The 14707-nt window shown below is 68.6% G+C and carries 12 protein-coding genes; all 12 read left to right on the plus strand.

Translation table 11 applies throughout. From position 1 onward, the window contains the following. Positions 1 to 53 precede the first annotated feature (53 nt). The 12 genes from ACU5AX_RS17935 (at position 54) to ACU5AX_RS17990 (ending at position 14701) form a co-directional block, all read left to right on the plus strand. On the plus strand, positions 54 to 4265 hold the full coding sequence (locus ACU5AX_RS17935) for a strawberry notch-like NTP hydrolase domain-containing protein (protein ID WP_446691946.1): 4212 nt from the start codon (positions 54 to 56) through the stop codon (positions 4263 to 4265). A gap of 123 nt (positions 4266 to 4388) precedes the next feature. Next, a complete protein-coding gene (locus ACU5AX_RS17940) occupies positions 4389 to 6476 on the plus strand; it encodes a ParB/RepB/Spo0J family partition protein (protein WP_446691947.1) in 2088 nt (695 codons plus the stop codon). A gap of 129 nt (positions 6477 to 6605) precedes the next feature. Then, positions 6606 to 7535 carry an ArdC family protein gene (locus tag ACU5AX_RS17945; protein ID WP_018251158.1) on the plus strand — a complete coding sequence of 310 codons (930 nt, stop codon included), beginning with the start codon at positions 6606 to 6608 and terminating at the stop codon, positions 7533 to 7535. Positions 7536 to 7537: 2 nt separating this feature from the next. After that, the gene (locus ACU5AX_RS17950; protein WP_018251157.1) at positions 7538 to 8500 is read left to right on the plus strand and encodes a phosphoadenosine phosphosulfate reductase domain-containing protein; all 963 of its coding nucleotides are present in this window, start codon (positions 7538 to 7540) and stop codon (positions 8498 to 8500) included. A 77-nt stretch (positions 8501 to 8577) separates the two neighbouring features. Next, the gene (locus tag ACU5AX_RS17955) at positions 8578 to 9207 is read left to right on the plus strand and encodes a hypothetical protein (RefSeq protein WP_018251156.1); all 630 of its coding nucleotides are present in this window, start codon (positions 8578 to 8580) and stop codon (positions 9205 to 9207) included. 24 nt (positions 9208 to 9231) lie between these two features. Further along, complete coding sequence (locus tag ACU5AX_RS17960) at positions 9232 to 9843, plus strand: DUF6927 domain-containing protein (protein ID WP_018251155.1); 612 nt, start codon at positions 9232 to 9234, stop codon at positions 9841 to 9843. Then, on the plus strand, positions 9840 to 10070 hold the full coding sequence (locus ACU5AX_RS17965; RefSeq protein ID WP_018251154.1) for a hypothetical protein: 231 nt from the start codon (positions 9840 to 9842) through the stop codon (positions 10068 to 10070). Before ACU5AX_RS17960 ends, ACU5AX_RS17965 begins: the two co-directional genes overlap by 4 nt. A gap of 50 nt (positions 10071 to 10120) precedes the next feature. Beyond that, the gene (locus ACU5AX_RS17970) at positions 10121 to 11032 is read left to right on the plus strand and encodes a hypothetical protein (RefSeq protein ID WP_260449710.1); all 912 of its coding nucleotides are present in this window, start codon (positions 10121 to 10123) and stop codon (positions 11030 to 11032) included. A gap of 196 nt (positions 11033 to 11228) precedes the next feature. After that, the gene (locus tag ACU5AX_RS17975) at positions 11229 to 11387 is read left to right on the plus strand and encodes a hypothetical protein (protein ID WP_018251152.1); all 159 of its coding nucleotides are present in this window, start codon (positions 11229 to 11231) and stop codon (positions 11385 to 11387) included. Positions 11388 to 11432: 45 nt separating this feature from the next. Continuing rightward, the gene (locus ACU5AX_RS17980; RefSeq protein ID WP_018251151.1) at positions 11433 to 11930 is read left to right on the plus strand and encodes a hypothetical protein; all 498 of its coding nucleotides are present in this window, start codon (positions 11433 to 11435) and stop codon (positions 11928 to 11930) included. Positions 11931 to 12145: 215 nt separating this feature from the next. Then, a complete protein-coding gene (locus ACU5AX_RS17985) occupies positions 12146 to 13105 on the plus strand; it encodes a DUF2493 domain-containing protein (RefSeq protein WP_018251150.1) in 960 nt (319 codons plus the stop codon). A gap of 1191 nt (positions 13106 to 14296) precedes the next feature. Next, complete coding sequence (locus ACU5AX_RS17990) at positions 14297 to 14701, plus strand: single-stranded DNA-binding protein (protein ID WP_018251148.1); 405 nt, start codon at positions 14297 to 14299, stop codon at positions 14699 to 14701. Positions 14702 to 14707 lie beyond the last annotated feature (6 nt).

Genomic DNA, 14707 nt, shown 5'->3' on the forward strand with positions numbered 1-14707 from the left:
CTCCGGCCTGTTGATCCGGTGATGAGCACCGGGCGACAGAACGGAGCCCCTCGATGCGCACCTCAGCCGCAGCCCTCGAATTCGATTTCACCGAACCCCCCATCACCGCCGCCAAGGCTGTCGCGGAGGCGATCGCCAGGAACGGCTCGCTCCAGCGCGACACGCTGCTGTGGGTAATGGAGCAGGCCTATGGCCGATCCTCGGCTGACGGGCGCTGGTGCTTACGCGACGCTTACGACATGCTGGAACTCGCCCAGGTGTTCCACCTCGAGCGCGCGGTCCTGCCGTCCGAGCCTATGGCCTGCCTTGCTGCGCTTTCCGACCTAGTGGCGAGTCTGCCCACGCACACCGTCCGGAGCGAGGAGCAGATCGCGCTCCAGCAATTCTCGACTCCCGCGCCGATCGCGTATCTCGCGGCGCTCGCCGCTCGCCTATCGCCCACCGACCTGGTGCTGGAGCCTTCCGCCGGCACCGGCCTCCTCGCCGCCTTTGCGCGCCGCGCTGGCGCCAGCCTCGTCCTTAACGAGCTCGATCCTGCCCGCGCCGAGATGCTTCAGGCCGCCTTTCCGGGCGTATCCGTCACCCGCCACGACGCCGAGCTGATACACGATCTGCTATCCCCGACGATCCGGCCGACCGCGCTGCTTATCAATCCGCCTTTCTCGCGCAGCATCGGCCGTCACGCCGATCCGTTGGCGGCGTTCCGCCACCTCCGCGCCGCGCTGATGCGGCTTGCCCCGGGTGGCCGCTGCGCCGCCATCCTCCCCGACCGCGTCGACACGTCGAGCCGGGCCTGGATCAAGGCCAGCGAAGGGTGCGGCCTTACCCTGCACCTCCTCCTGCCGGCTAACGCCTATGCCAAGCACGGCACTGGCCAGGCCGTGAAGATCATGCTCCTCGAAAAGGGCCAGCCCGGGGGGGCCGACCTGACGCCCTGCGAGACGCTGGCGGCCGCCCTCGCCCACATCGCCGCCGTCCAGGCGCCCGCGTCGCCCGCTCCCTCGCCGGTACCGCGCTCCATGCGCCCCTCCTCCGGCTCGCTCCTCGGCGGACTCTCGGCACGGCGCCGCCTCCCGGCACCGACCACGCGCGAGCGCGTGTCCAATGCCACCCGCAACATCGACTATACCGTCATGGCCGAGCCGGCGCCCGTGGAGGAGGCCGTGGGCGTCTACCTGCCCTATCGGCCGAGCCGGATCGCGATCGGGTGCGCGTCGCAGCACCCGACGGCGCTGGTGGAATCGATTGCCATGGGCTCGATCACCGCGCCGCGGCCGAGCTACCGGCCTCAGCTTCCGGCCCACGTCGTCGACGGCAAGGTCCTGTCGGACGCCCAGCTCGAGACGCTGATCTACGCCAGCGATGCTTTCGAGCGCGATCTCCCGGGCCGGTTCCTGCCCGCCGAAGAGGGCTTGTCCCTGACGCCTGACGACGCGGGCCAGCCCTACCGAACCGGCTTCTTCCTCGCCGACGGCACCGGCGCCGGCAAAGGCCGCCAGGTCGCCTCGATCATCCTCGACCAGTGGCTCCGCCGCCGTCGCAAGCACGTCTGGATCTCCAAGACCGAGACGCTGCTGGAGGATGCGCGCCGTGACTGGACCGCGGTGGGCGGCCTCGCACTCGACATCCAGCACCTCAACCAGTGGAAGCTCGGGGTACCCGTCGGCGCCGGCGAGGGCGTACTCTTCCTCACCTATGCGACGCTGCGCTCCAACCGCGGCGACAAAGGCACACGGCTTCGCCAGATCCTCGACTGGCTGGGGGACGGCTTCGACGGCATGATCGTGTTCGACGAGGCGCACGAGATGGCGGGTGTCGCCGGCGGCGAAGGCCGCTTCGGCACCAAGGACGGGTCCGACCAGGGGATCGCCGGCGTCCGCCTGCAGAACCTCCTTCCCCGCGCCCGCGTCCTCTACGTCTCCGCCACGGGCGCATCGGACGTGAACAATCTCGCCTACGCCACACGCCTCGGGTTGTGGGGGCCGGGCACGGCCTTCGCCGACCGCAAGGCGTTCGTGGAAAGCCTGCGCCGGGGCGGGATCGCGGCGCTGGAGCTGATCGCGCGCGATCTCAAGATGCAGGGGCTCTACGCCGCGCGCGCGCTGAGCTTCGCCGGCGTCGAGTACGACATCCTGGAGCATCAGCTCACGGTCGACCAGATCGCGGTGTACGACGCCTATGCCGATGCATGGGCGATCATCCACGCCAACCTGCGCGCCGCCCTCGATGCGACGCGCGTCACCGACAGCTTCTCGAAGGATACCTACAACAGCGGGGCCAAGGCCGCCGCGTTGTCGATCTTCGAGTCGACCAAGCAGCGGTTCTTCGGCCAGCTCCTGATCGGGATGAAGCTCCCATCGCTGATCCCCGCGATCGCCAAGGACCTTGCCCGCGGTGACAGCGTGGTGGTGCAGCTCGTCTCGACCTCGGAGGCGATGCTCAACCGCGCCCTTGCCGGCCTGTGTGCCGAGGAGCGCGCCAACCTCGACATCGAGCTCTCCCCGCGCGAGTTCCTGATGGACTACCTCATGGCGGCCTTCCCGATCCGCCAGATGAAGACCTTCGTCGACGATAGGGGCAAGACCCGCTCGGAGCCCATGTGCGACGAGGAAGGCCGTCCCGTGCTGAGCCAGGAGGCTCTGCAGATGCGCGACGACTTGGTGGAGCAGATCGGCGCGCTGCCGATCGTCGGCTCGGCCCTCGATCACATCATCGGGCATTTCGGCACCCAAGCCGTGGCGGAAGTGACGGGACGGAGCCGCCGCATCGTGGTCGACACTGCCGGTCGCCAGCGGATCGAGAACCGCAGCCCCCGCACCAACCTCGCCGAGACGGACGCCTTCATGCGGGCTGAGAAGAAGATCCTGATCTTCTCGGATGCAGGCGGCACCGGGCGCTCCTACCATGCCAGCCTCTCGGCCGAGAACCGTTCGCGCCGCATCCACTACCTGCTGGAGCCGGGTTGGCGGGCCGACGCCGCCATCCAGGGGCTCGGGCGGACGCACCGCACCCACCAGGCCTCGGCGCCGCTGTTCCGCCCCGTGTCGACCGACTGCCGAGGCGAGCGCCGGTTCATCTCGACAATCGCGCGCCGGCTCGACAGCCTGGGCGCCCTCACCCGGGGCCAGCGCCAGACCGGGGGTCAGGGGCTGTTCGATCCCCGGGACAACCTCGAAAGCGATTACGCCAAGGAGGCGCTGGAGACGTGGTTCCGGCTGCTCGCCGAGGGCAAGCTCCGCTCGATCAACTTCGGTGACTTCCAGCAGCTCACCGGCCTCGACCTCGAGGGCGAAGGTGGCGGGCTCAAAGAGGAGCTGCCGCCCATCCAGAGGTGGCTCAACCGCATCCTGGCGCTGCGCATCGCGCTTCAGAACGCGATCTTCGACGAGTATCTCGGCCTGATCGAGGCGCGCGTCGAGGCGGCCCGGGAAGCCGGCACGCTCGACGTCGGCGTGGAGAGCATCACCGCCGAGCGGATCACCATCCTCGATCGCACTGTCATCCGGCGCGATCCGGTCAGCGGCGCCAAGACCGAGATCCTCCGGCTCGAGACGGAGGAACGCTACAAGCCGCTTGGCGTGGATCGGGCGATGCGGATCCTCGGCGAGGACGCGCGCCCGATCGTCAACCGCAAGTCAGGGCGTGCCGCGATCCGGTGCAGCACCTTCTCGCTGACCGATGACGACGGCGAGATCATCCGCCGCTACGAGCTCGTCCGCCCGACGCGCACCGAGCGGATGCGCCAGGACCTCCTCTCGGAAACGATGTGGGAGGAGGCGAGCGAGGAGGAGTTCTCCGCGCTGTGGTCGGCCGAGGTGGAGGAGATGCGGGGCAAGACCCGCACCAGCACCATCTACCTCGTCGCCGGCCTGCTACTTCCCGTCTGGGACCGCCTCCCCGACGAACATGTGCAGGTGTGGCGTCTGACCACCGATGACGGCCAGTCGTTCCTTGGCCGCCTCGTTCCCGCGCCGATCGTGCCGAAGCTCGCCGCGGCGTTCGGGATCGACGCCGCCATCGCTGTATCGGCCGAGGAGACGTCCAAGCACGTCCTGGCGACGGGGGAGACCACCGCGATCGGTGCGTACCGGCTGAAGCGCAGTCTGGTCGCGGGTCAGCAACGCCTCGAGCTGCTCGACTGGCCGCACACGCGGCTCGCCGAGCTGAAGGCCGCGGGATGCTTCACGGAGATCATCCAGCACAAGACGCGGCTCTTCGTGCCCGTGGCCTCTGCCCCGGCTGTGCTCGACCGCATCATCGCCTGACGCATCAAGGTCCCTCCCCCCGCCAACCGAAGAGAGGGGAGGGAGCCTTCGGCTTGGTGGGCCTGGGGAACAGGCTTGCGCGACCGTCGGACACGGCGCGCCAATTCCAGACGGAGACGACCGATGATCCAGTCCGTGAAGGTCAAGAACCTCTCGCTGTCAAAGGACAATGTGCGCAAGTGCAAGCGTGCGGTGAGCGTTGAGGCGATGGCCGCCAGCATCGCAGCCCAGGGGCTGCTCCAGAACCTGATCGTTACCCCGCTCAAGAAGGCGGGCACCTACACGGTGAAGGCGGGCGGCGTGCGCCTGCGCGCGTTGCAGCTCCTGATCGAGCAGGGCACGCTCCCGGCCGACCACGAGGTCCCCGTGCTCGTCCTCGCCGACGAGGGCGGCTCCGTGGAGGCCAGCCTCGCCGAAAACTTCAACCGCACGCCGATGAACCCGGCTGACGAGTGCGACGCCTTCAAGCACTTCATCGACAAGGGCGCGTCGGCCGAGGACGTCGCCAAGCGGTTCGGTGTCACTACCCGCTTCGTCGAGCAGCGTGTCCGCCTCGCCGAGCTGGCACCCGCCATCTTCGAGGCGCTTTCCGCCGGCGAGATCACCTTGGGCGTCGCCCAGGCCTACGCCGTCACCGCCGACACCGACCGCCAGGCGCGCGTGTTCGAGCAGATGAAGCAGTCCTACTACGGCAACCAGCCCGACAACATCCGTCGCGCCATCCTGAACGGCACCGTCAAGGCGAACGACGCCAAGGCGCGGTTCGTCAGTCGTGACGTCTATGTCGCCGCTGGCGGTCGCATCGAGGGCGACCTGTTCGCGCAGGACACCGGCGACGAGAACTGGACCGACGTCGATCTCCTCGAGGAACTCGCCGCCAAGAAGTTGGAGGCGGCCGCGGCCGAACTGGCGCAGGAGCAGGGGCTCGCGTTTGTCACCCCGATCGCCGCCACCAACGTCCCTTACGACATGGAGCGGCAGCTTCACGAATTTCACGCCACCGCCCGCCCGCTGACCGATGAGGAGCAGGCCCTGCTCGAGGAGCTCGGCACCGAGAACGATGCACTCGTCGAGGCGCTGAACACCGAGCTTGAGGAAGGCACGCCGGAAGCAGAGGCGGCGAACGATCGCCTCGAGGCGATCGAGCGGGAGATCGACGAGATGGACACCGCACGCCGCGCCATCGACCCCGCGGTGAAGGCCCAGCTCGGCACCTTCGTCTATATCGGGAACGACGGGCAGGTTCGCGTCCACGCGCGCATGTTCAGCGAGAAGAAGGTGGTCGACCCCAATGCCCCGGTCGGCAACCCCGGTGGTGCCGGTGGTGCCGGTGGTGCCGGTGGTGCGGACGAGGTGGATCACGGCCCGCGCTACAGCGCCGCGTTGGTGGACGAGCTGGCGACCCAGCGCCGCCAGATCCTCGTCGCGCACCTCGCCAGCGATCCAGCGATCGCGCTCGACCTGACCATCTTTCTGATGGCGCAGGACCTCGTGTTCTCCGGCAGCTACGTCCGCGATCACTCGACCTTGAAGGCGAGCACCGCTCAGATGCCGATCTTCGCGTTCCGCGACGAGGCGTCGATGGCATCGCAGACCATCGAGGATCAGCGCCAGCAGCTTGATACGAGCTGGGTGGCCCACGACACCATGTCCGCCCGCTTCGACGCCTTCCGGGGGCTGGACGATCAGGCCCGGGGAGCGTGGGTGGCGTACTCGATCGCGCAGACGCTCGAGGCGACCCTCAATATTGCCGACGGCGGCCGGGTGAACGGCTTCCACGACCATCTCGGTCGCCTGCTCGGCATCGAGGTTGCCAACTGGTGGCGCCCCACGTTCGAGAACTTCTTCAATCGCGTGAAGAAGGACGTGATGCTCGACGCGCTCGAGGAGATCGGCGGTCCGATCCTTCGCGGCCGCTACAAGGACGCGAAGAAGACCGACCTCGCCACCACCTGCGGCTCGCTCTGCAACGGCCAGGGCATCGTCGAGGCCGAGATCCGCGAAAAGGCATCGGCCTGGTTGCCGGACGCGATGCGGTTTGACGGGATCGAGAAGCCCGAGCGCGTCCGCGCGCGCTCCAGCTTCGTCACCGATGCGGACGAGGACCCCGAGCTGGATGACGATGACTTGTCGGACGATCCGGACCTCGCCGGCGACGACGACGAGCATCCGACCCGCGGCGACGAGGAGGATTACAGCCAGGCTGCGTAACGCTTGGAGCCCAGTTCGAGCCGACTGGGGGCGGTGCTCTTCGCAAGTGCCGCCCCTCTTTTTGTGACCCGATCCCACGCTCGGCGAAAAGCCGGCGCGACACGGGTCCGCCTCACACAAACCAGGAGAATGATCGTGGCCAAGACCACCGAGAAGCCCTCGCCCGCGGACATCATCACCAACACCATCATCGACCGCTTGGAAGCCGGGGTGCGCCCATGGGTCAAGCCGTGGCGCCCCGGCCTGGGCGGCCGCCCGCTGCGCGTGACCGGCGAGCCCTATCGCGGCATCAACTGCTTCTGGCTCTGGCTGGTCGCCGACAGCGCCGGCTATCTGTCGCGCACCTGGATGACCTACAAGCAGGCGCAGGCGCTCGGCGCGCAGGTGCGGGAAGGCGAGCGGTCGCAGATCGCCATCTTCTACAAATCCTACAGCAAGACGGTCGAATCCCCCGTCACCGGCGACAGCACCGACGAGACGCGCCGCGTGCTGCGCAGCTACGCCGTGTTCAACGCGGATCAGATCGACGGTCTGCCCGACCGCTTTCGTCCGTCCGCGCTCAGCGTCGTCCCTCCGGCCGACACGCTCCCCGACCGCGCGCAGGCGTTCGTCGACGCGCTCCCCGCGACCGTCCACACTGGCGGCGACAAGGCCTTCTACGACCGCATCGACGACAGCATCACCATGCCGGCCGTCGACCAATTCTCGACCCGGGCGTATTGGGCGTCCACCCTCGCCCATGAGGCGGGGCATTGGACCGGCCACCCGGATCGGCTCGACCGCCAGTTCGGCAAGAAGTTCGGTGACGAGGCCTATGCCTTCGAGGAGCTCTGCGCCGAGATGACGGCCGCGCTGCTCGGCGCTGACCTCGGCCTTCCGACCTCGCACCTCGACGATCACGCCAGCTACATCGGTTCGTGGCTCCGCGTGCTGAAGCGCGACAACCGGGCGGTGATGACCGCCGCGGCCAAGGCCGAAGCCGCCGCCGGCTTCCTCCTCCGCGCCACCGGCCTTGCCGGCGACGAGTCGACCGAAGAGCCGATCCGTGAAGCGGCCTGATCGTGCGCGCCGCTCCGGACCTCCGCGCCTATCGGCGCATCGTCGTCGCGTTCAGCGGCGGCAAGGACAGCCTTGCCGCCCTGCTGCACCTCCTCGCCATCGGCGTGCCGGCACACGCGATCGAGCTCCACCACCATGATGTCGATGGCAATGGGCCAAGCTTCATGGACTGGCCCTGCACCCCCGGATACGTCCGCGCGATCGCGGCCCACCTTGGGCTTCAGCTCTACGTCTCGTGGCGCGAAGGCGGCTTCGCGCGCGAACTCGACCGAACCGACGCACCGACGGCGCCGGTCCGGTTCGAGACGCAGGACGGTATCGGGACCGCTGGCGGGAATGGTCGCGCCGGCACCAGGGGCATCTTTCCTCAGACGGCCGCCGATCTCCGGGTCCGCTGGTGCAGCCCGTCGCTGAAGATCGATGTACTCGCCGCCGCGATCCGCAACCAGGCGCGCTTCCTCGACGGCCCCACGCTCGTCGTTACCGGCGAGCGCGCCGAGGAAAGCCCGGCACGCGCCCACTATGCTTCCTTCGAGCGACACCGCACCGCGACCGCGACCCGCGACGTCGACCACTGGCGGCCCGTCCACGACTGGACAGAGGCCCGAGTATGGCAGGCAATCGCCGATGCCGGCATCCGACCCCACCCGGCATACGTCCTCGGTTGGGGCCGTCTGTCGTGCCGGACCTGCATCTTCGGCTCGCCCGACCAATGGGCGAGCGTCAGGTTCGTCTTCCCCGCCGCCTTTCGGCGCGTGCAGGTCCGCGAAGCGGCGAGCGGCAAGACGATCCACCGCGCGCTCGATGTCGCACAGCTCGCCGACCGAGGTCGGCCCTTCCCGGCCGCAATCCAGCATCCCGACGAACTGGCGCAGGCCGAAGACATCGAGTGGCGCCTGCCGATCGTAGCCCGGCCATGGGCCATGCCCGCCGGGGCGTTCGGTGACGCTGCCGGTCCGCCATGACCGTTCCGCCTCGAGACGGAGGAGAGGGAGCCTTCGGCCTTCTGAGCGCCCCTGCGCTCATGAAGGAGGTTGGTTCCATGTTCTACGATACCTTGTACCGGCACAACCAGGCGCTGGCGCCCGACGGTTCGGAAACGCTCCCCGCGGCGCTTCACGCCCTCAACGCCGCGGTCGACGACTGCCGGCGCGCCGGCAAGTCGATCGCTCGCGATGCGGCGGTCATCCTCCTCGTCCGCAATCTGGCCGACGTCGCCGAGCGATCCGCTCCCAGCGTCGCCGACCTGCGCCTCCGCTGCGCCGCCGATCGTGCCGCCGTCATCGCCGCTCCCGCACTGCTCGACATCGCGGGGCACAGCGTCGCTGGCGACCACGCCGCCAAGCGGACGTTCCACTATCAGGCGCGCCGCGCCCTCACGCGGCTCGCCGAGGCCATCGGCCTCGATCCAGACACGGCCCGGGTGAACAGCACGCTCGGCACCGACCGGAACGACGGCACCAGCGAGCTCCGCCATGCCGATATCGGCATCCGCGTCGTTCCGCGCAGCTTCCTCCCCGACAGCGAGATCAGCTTCAACCGCTGCATGGGTGGCGAGCCCGCCGGCAAGGTTCACCTCGCGCCGATCGCCGAGCTGCTCGACCCGGCCGCGTTCGCGCGCCGCCTCGCCGCGACGATCGGCACGCTCGGCGCGCTGCGCCTCGCTGCCTGACCCCAACCTGAAAGGACCCCCATCATGGGCTGGCTTACCATGCGCGACACCGGGCGCTTCGCGAACGCGCGCGCCTACCTCGACGATCAGTTCACCTACACCCGCGACGATCACCGCCTGACGGTCCTGAAGTCGTCGATGGTCGGCAGCACCTACTACGCCGCGGCCGAGCGGGTCGAGACCGCCGACAAGGCTCCGACCGTATTCGCCATCATCTGCCTTACCTTCTCGCGCCCGAACGCGCGCGACGGCCAGACCTTCGGCTACAAGGACATGACGGAGCACATGGGGCCTCACGAGAGCGAGTGCCCCGCGTCGATCCTCGACCTGCTCACGCCCATCGAAGGCGAATGGCCGAACAACTGGCGCGCGCGCTGCCGCGCCAACCTGGCGAAACGCCGCCTGCTCGACGCCAAGCCGACCCCCCGACCTGGACAGACGATCGTCTTCGACGATCCGCTCCGCTTCAACGACGGCATCGAGCGCACCCGCTTCGAGGTCATCGCCGGTCCCAACGGGAAGGGGCTGCGCTATCGCGACCCCTCCTCGCGCCAGATCTGCCAGATCCCGTCCGTCAAGAAGCGCGCCTACCGGCTTATCAACCCGGCCGTCACCGTCCCCCAGGTGGCATCGTGACCGCGGCGTCGGACAGCGCTGCCGAGGGTGCTTACGGCTTCGTTCTCGGCACCCGCGACCGCACTCACGGCTTGAGCTTCTGGAGCAACGACTACGGGTTCGGGCCGCTCTTCAACGCCACCGTCTTCAGCGAGGCCGAGGCTGGCACGCTGGACGTGCCGATCGCCGACGACGAGCCCGAGTGGCTGGCTATGCCCGCTCCTCTCGCCACCGGGGGGCGGCCGTGAGCCGCCCGCCCGTCGTCGCGGCATGGGGTGCCGGCGTGGATTCGACCGCCATGATCGTCGAGATGGCGGAGCGCGGCGAGCCGATCGACATGGTGCTGTTCGCCGACCCCGGCTCGGAAAAGGCCGGCACCTATGCGTTCCTGCCCATCTTCCGTGCCTGGATGGCCCACCGGGGCATCCCCTCCGAGATTTGCCGCTACCACCCCCGCAATTTCAAGCACTGGCCACCTTACGCGACGATCGCGGAGAACATGCTCACCAATGCCACCCTGCCTTCGGTGGTGTTCAATCGGGGGTCATGCTCGCAGAAATGGAAGGCCAGCGCCCAGGACGCTTGGACGGCAGACTGGGAGCCGGCGCGCCGCTGCTGGGACGCCGGGAACCGCGTCGTGAAGCTGATCGGCTACGACGCCTCCGCGCGTGATACCCAGCGTTATCACCACGCGCTCGGGTGCGAGGATCCCCGCTACGCGTACCGCTACCCCTTGCGGGAATGGGGATGGGATCGCGCGCGATGCGAGCGGCGCATCGCCGCCGCCGGGCTTCCGGTCCCACCCAAGTCGAGCTGCTTCTTCTGCGGGAGCATCAAGCCCGACGAGGTGGAGGAGCTATCGGCCGACGAACTGCGCATCATCGTCCTCATGGAGGCCCGGGCGAAACCCCGGCTGCGCAATGTGGACGGCCTCTGGCGACGTCCGGTCCTCGGCCGCCGCGGCGCGACCCCGCGCCCCGGCAGCATCACCGAGTTCATCCGCGAACGCGGCCTCCTCCCTCCGGAGGAGATCGACCGCATCATCGCCCGGGCGCCGACCGAGCTGCTCGCGTTCCAAGCGGCCCAAGCCGCCCTCCCCGCCGACGCCCGCACCCCGATGGGGCGCTGGCTCGATGACTTCAATCGCGGCGCCGATGCGCTCCGCCACAAGAAGGCCCATGACCTCGCAAACGCGATGAGCACCCCCTGAAGCGGGGGCCTTTCGATGCGGTGAGTCTGCTGCTCACTCAGCGAAGGGGCGCACCATGCACAGAGTCGCCGTCTACCTCTATGACGAACGCGAAGAAGACGGCTGGTACTAAGACGCGGGGGAACTCTGCACCGCTCCGGAGCTGACGGCCTTGGGCACAACGTTTCCAATCGGCCAAGAGGATCGTGGCGTCGGGATGGCGGCGGAGATCCAGGGTCACCTCGATCGCGACTGGAACGTCGCCGATCATGCCCGCCCGCTCAGCAGCGCCCTCAGCGCCGGCCGCTATGTCGCCCAGGTCAACGATGGCTGGCCCCCGGTCGCCTTCCCTGCCGAACGCCCCCGCTACGAGTGACGGACGTGGGCGCTCCCGTTGCCACCCCTCTCAGGAGTCGATCCGATGAAGCCCTTCACCGTCCAATGCGAATACTCTGCGCACCATCGCTTCGAGACCACGGTCGAGGCGGAGGACCCGATCGCGGCGTGCCGAGCCGCCATCGAGCTCGCCAACGGTTCGAGCGATTGGCGGAGTCACTGCGGGCCTACCCCGTCCTACGTCGTCGCGCTCGCACCCGGCGTCGACGTCGATCCCTGGCGCGATACTCCCGAGGGAGCAGACGCCTCCGTCCTGCCCGTCCCGGGCCTGTTCACGGACACGGCGCGGGTGGCGGGTTATGCCGCGACCCGGAGCGAGGACCTGGTTCTCCAGCTCCGCATCATGCTCGACGCGATCGGTGATGACGGGCGGTTGAGGATCGACCCCAAGGCGCTGGTCCGCCTGTGCGCCACCGGACGCACCATTCTGGAGGACATCGAAGCGTTCGGGCTACCGCCCGAGGCGACGCGCCGTGGCGAGGGTGGAGCAGCGACCGCCATTGCATCACCGGTAGCCGGCTAAGCCTTCCGCCAGAGGGATGCGGCACATGGGCCGCCGCGAGCCGTCCGCAACCTGCGAAGACCGGGCCGTGTTGCCGCTGCGCGGCTGCCCGCTCCACCCCGGTTTTCGCAGGTTCCCCTCGGCTTTGCCTCGGTGCGGCCGCCTCTCGATCGGCGGCCCAGGAGGTGCGCATCCGGCGGATAGGCCGCCGGCACACCTGAGTGAAAGGCTCGCCCATGACCACTTCCCTCGCCGCGGCGCTCGCCGCCCTCGAGCTCGGCCATCTCGAACCCCGCAACGAAGACCTGAGCGGCATGGCGCCTCCTCCGATCGAGGCGCTCGACCAGACCACCACCGCCATCTGGAGCGACCTGTTCGCCACCCTCTTCAACACGTCGCTCGAGCGCGACATCGAGGAATTGGGCTGGGGCTTGGTGAACCTCTTCCACCGGGCCGCGAGCAAGAAGCACGCGACCATCGATCGCCTGACCGACGAGATCAGGCTCCTGATCGCCGAGCAGGACGGATCGGAGATCAACAGCACGAACCTCGAGGAGAAGATCGAGCTCGCCAAGAAGATCGAGGAAGCCGCCGGCTGCTATGAACACATGCGCGACACCGCGGCCGCTCACTACCTTCGCGAGACGGGCCGCTCCTGGATCCCTGCGACGGGCAACCGTATCTCGCTGGGCGTCACCTCGGCGATCGTCGACGGACAGGCGTTCCTCCGCGCCCGCCGCGAGAGGGTCCGGGACGCGAACACCGCGCAGGGCACCGCGATCGTGTTCGCCGGTGGAAGGCTGACCTTCCAGTCGGACAACGACATGAAGACGTTCGGGGACAATCTCCTGCGCACCCTCAATGCCGTCCGCGAGCGCATCGGGGACATGTATCTCGTGCATGGCGGCGACATGAAGGGGATCGAGCGCATCGCCGCCTCCTGGGCGGAGCAGCACGGCGTCCAGCAGGTTCGGTTCGGGCTGGACCGCAAGCTCGGCGATCGCGCCGGCTTCCGCCGCAACGAGCAGATGCTTTCGCTGAAGCCCCGCTACGTCATCGCCTTCCAGGGCAACGGCGTGACCGAGCGCCTCGTGATCGACGCGAAGGCGGCCGGCATCCGCGTCGTGGACCGCCGCGGCCCGCTTGGCACCCCGCCCGCCGCTCAGAACGCTCAGCGCGACCGCAAGGTCGCCTGAGCTGCCGGCATCGGCCGCCGGCACGCCGGCGGCCTTCTCCTTGCCCGAGGAACCAAATGGCGGCGATCGCTACTGGCGCCGCGCATTGCGATCGACCGGACATCCATCGACCCGACGGCACGATCCCGTTCTGGAGGTTGCCGGCGCGTTACGGTGCGCACCCCATGCTGGCGCTGGCCAGAGTGGGGCCGCCTCGCCAGCTCAGCCCCGCCGTCCGGGCAGCCCTCCGCATTGTTCTCGTCGAGCGGCCGACCTCTGCCACCTTTCAATCAGCGTCGGTGGAACGTCGATCGGGCGGTCTCCACCGACATGCTGACCATCCTCGCGTATGTCGCGCAGCGACCTTGCGCCGTCCACGTCAACAGCGTCTTTTATGACGCCGAGATGAGGTATCTCACCGAGAGGTGGCACGAAGGCGTCCAGACGTAATGAGCCCTGCCCGGTAAGCCGGGACCGCCGCTCGATCTGCTTGCCCGTTGCTGAGCCCCTGGCGGGGCACGGACCGTTCGGGTCACGATCGCTCGACGAGGATGCTTCCGCACCCGACATCGATGGGCGCGGAGGAGCGCCGGCGTGAGGCCCGGCGCCGGCTCACGGCCGCCCCTTCGTTCGTCGCGAAGACAGCCCCGTCTTATGTCGAGCGCCGCCCCGCCAGCCACGGTCCAGCCGGGGCGGAAACACCTGCGGCTGATCGCGCCAGGCACCGGCCTTCCGGCCTTTCCTGCGGGGTGGGCGATCGTGACCGCTTCGCCCAATCGACGCGCGACCACACGACACCGCGACAGGATCGACCTAGCCACAGGTCCAGGCCCGGCGACACCTCCATGGACAGACCTCGCCGGCGCCGATTGGCCGATCGCGTTTGACTCGGCGGCGATGCCGCTGGAGGGAGGAGCGTCAGGGTTGCAGGGCATCGCAGCGTCGAGTGCGAGGATCCTCAACTCAGGTCCATCGCTGATCGCCCGTGGGCCCCTCCCCTCTCTTTCATGAACGACCTAAGCCGGCCGTCCAACGGCCCCAACCCGCTTGTCGTTCGGACCGAGTTGCCGCTTCGCGGCTGCCCGCACCACTCCTCCGACCGGGGTTCCCCTTCGCGTCTTGCGCCGCTCCGGTGGAGCCGCCGTCCTGGCCGTCTTTGACGGTGTTCAGCCGAGGGGACGAACCCTCAGGCAGAACAGAAGGAACCTCGTCATGAAGAACCTCGTCATCCTCGCCGGCAACGTCGGCAACGCTCCCGAGACCCGCACCACCCAGGGCGGCACCAAGATCACCAGCTTCAGTCTCGCGACCTCGCGCCCGAAGCGCGACAGCGAGGGCAAGATCATCAAGGAGAGCGGTCGCCGGGTCGAGGACACCGAGTGGCACCGGATCACCTGCTTCAACGGTGTCGCCAAGTCGGTCGCTGAGAATGTCGAAAAGGGCCAGAAGGTGATGGTCACGGGCCGCATCCACTACACCCGCTGGACCGACCAGCAGGATATCGAGCGCTTCGGCGTCGAGATCATCGCCGATGAGGTGACGTTCCTCTCCTACGGCAAGTCCCGCCAGCAGCAGGGCGGCGCCCAGGACAACGAGGATGACGACATCCCGTTCTGACCGTCT

The sequence above is a fragment of the Sphingomonas benefaciens genome, assembly GCF_052907485.1.

What these genes read in the sequence shown, in the direction of transcription:
- ACU5AX_RS17985 (WP_018251150.1), top strand. Translation starts at nt 12,146, where the DNA reads ATGACCACTTCCCTCGCCGCGGCGCTCGCCGCCCTCGAGCTCGGCCAT.
- ACU5AX_RS17940 (WP_446691947.1), top strand. Translation starts at nt 4,389, where the DNA reads ATGATCCAGTCCGTGAAGGTCAAGAACCTCTCGCTGTCAAAGGACAAT.
- ACU5AX_RS17945 (WP_018251158.1), top strand. Translation starts at nt 6,606, where the DNA reads ATGATCGTGGCCAAGACCACCGAGAAGCCCTCGCCCGCGGACATCATC.
- ACU5AX_RS17990 (WP_018251148.1), top strand. Translation starts at nt 14,297, where the DNA reads ATGAAGAACCTCGTCATCCTCGCCGGCAACGTCGGCAACGCTCCCGAG.
- ACU5AX_RS17975 (WP_018251152.1), top strand. Translation starts at nt 11,229, where the DNA reads ATGGCGGCGGAGATCCAGGGTCACCTCGATCGCGACTGGAACGTCGCC.
- ACU5AX_RS17980 (WP_018251151.1), top strand. Translation starts at nt 11,433, where the DNA reads ATGAAGCCCTTCACCGTCCAATGCGAATACTCTGCGCACCATCGCTTC.
- ACU5AX_RS17935 (WP_446691946.1), top strand. Translation starts at nt 54, where the DNA reads ATGCGCACCTCAGCCGCAGCCCTCGAATTCGATTTCACCGAACCCCCC.
- ACU5AX_RS17955 (WP_018251156.1), top strand. Translation starts at nt 8,578, where the DNA reads ATGTTCTACGATACCTTGTACCGGCACAACCAGGCGCTGGCGCCCGAC.
- ACU5AX_RS17960 (WP_018251155.1), top strand. Translation starts at nt 9,232, where the DNA reads ATGGGCTGGCTTACCATGCGCGACACCGGGCGCTTCGCGAACGCGCGC.
- ACU5AX_RS17970 (WP_260449710.1), top strand. Translation starts at nt 10,121, where the DNA reads ATGATCGTCGAGATGGCGGAGCGCGGCGAGCCGATCGACATGGTGCTG.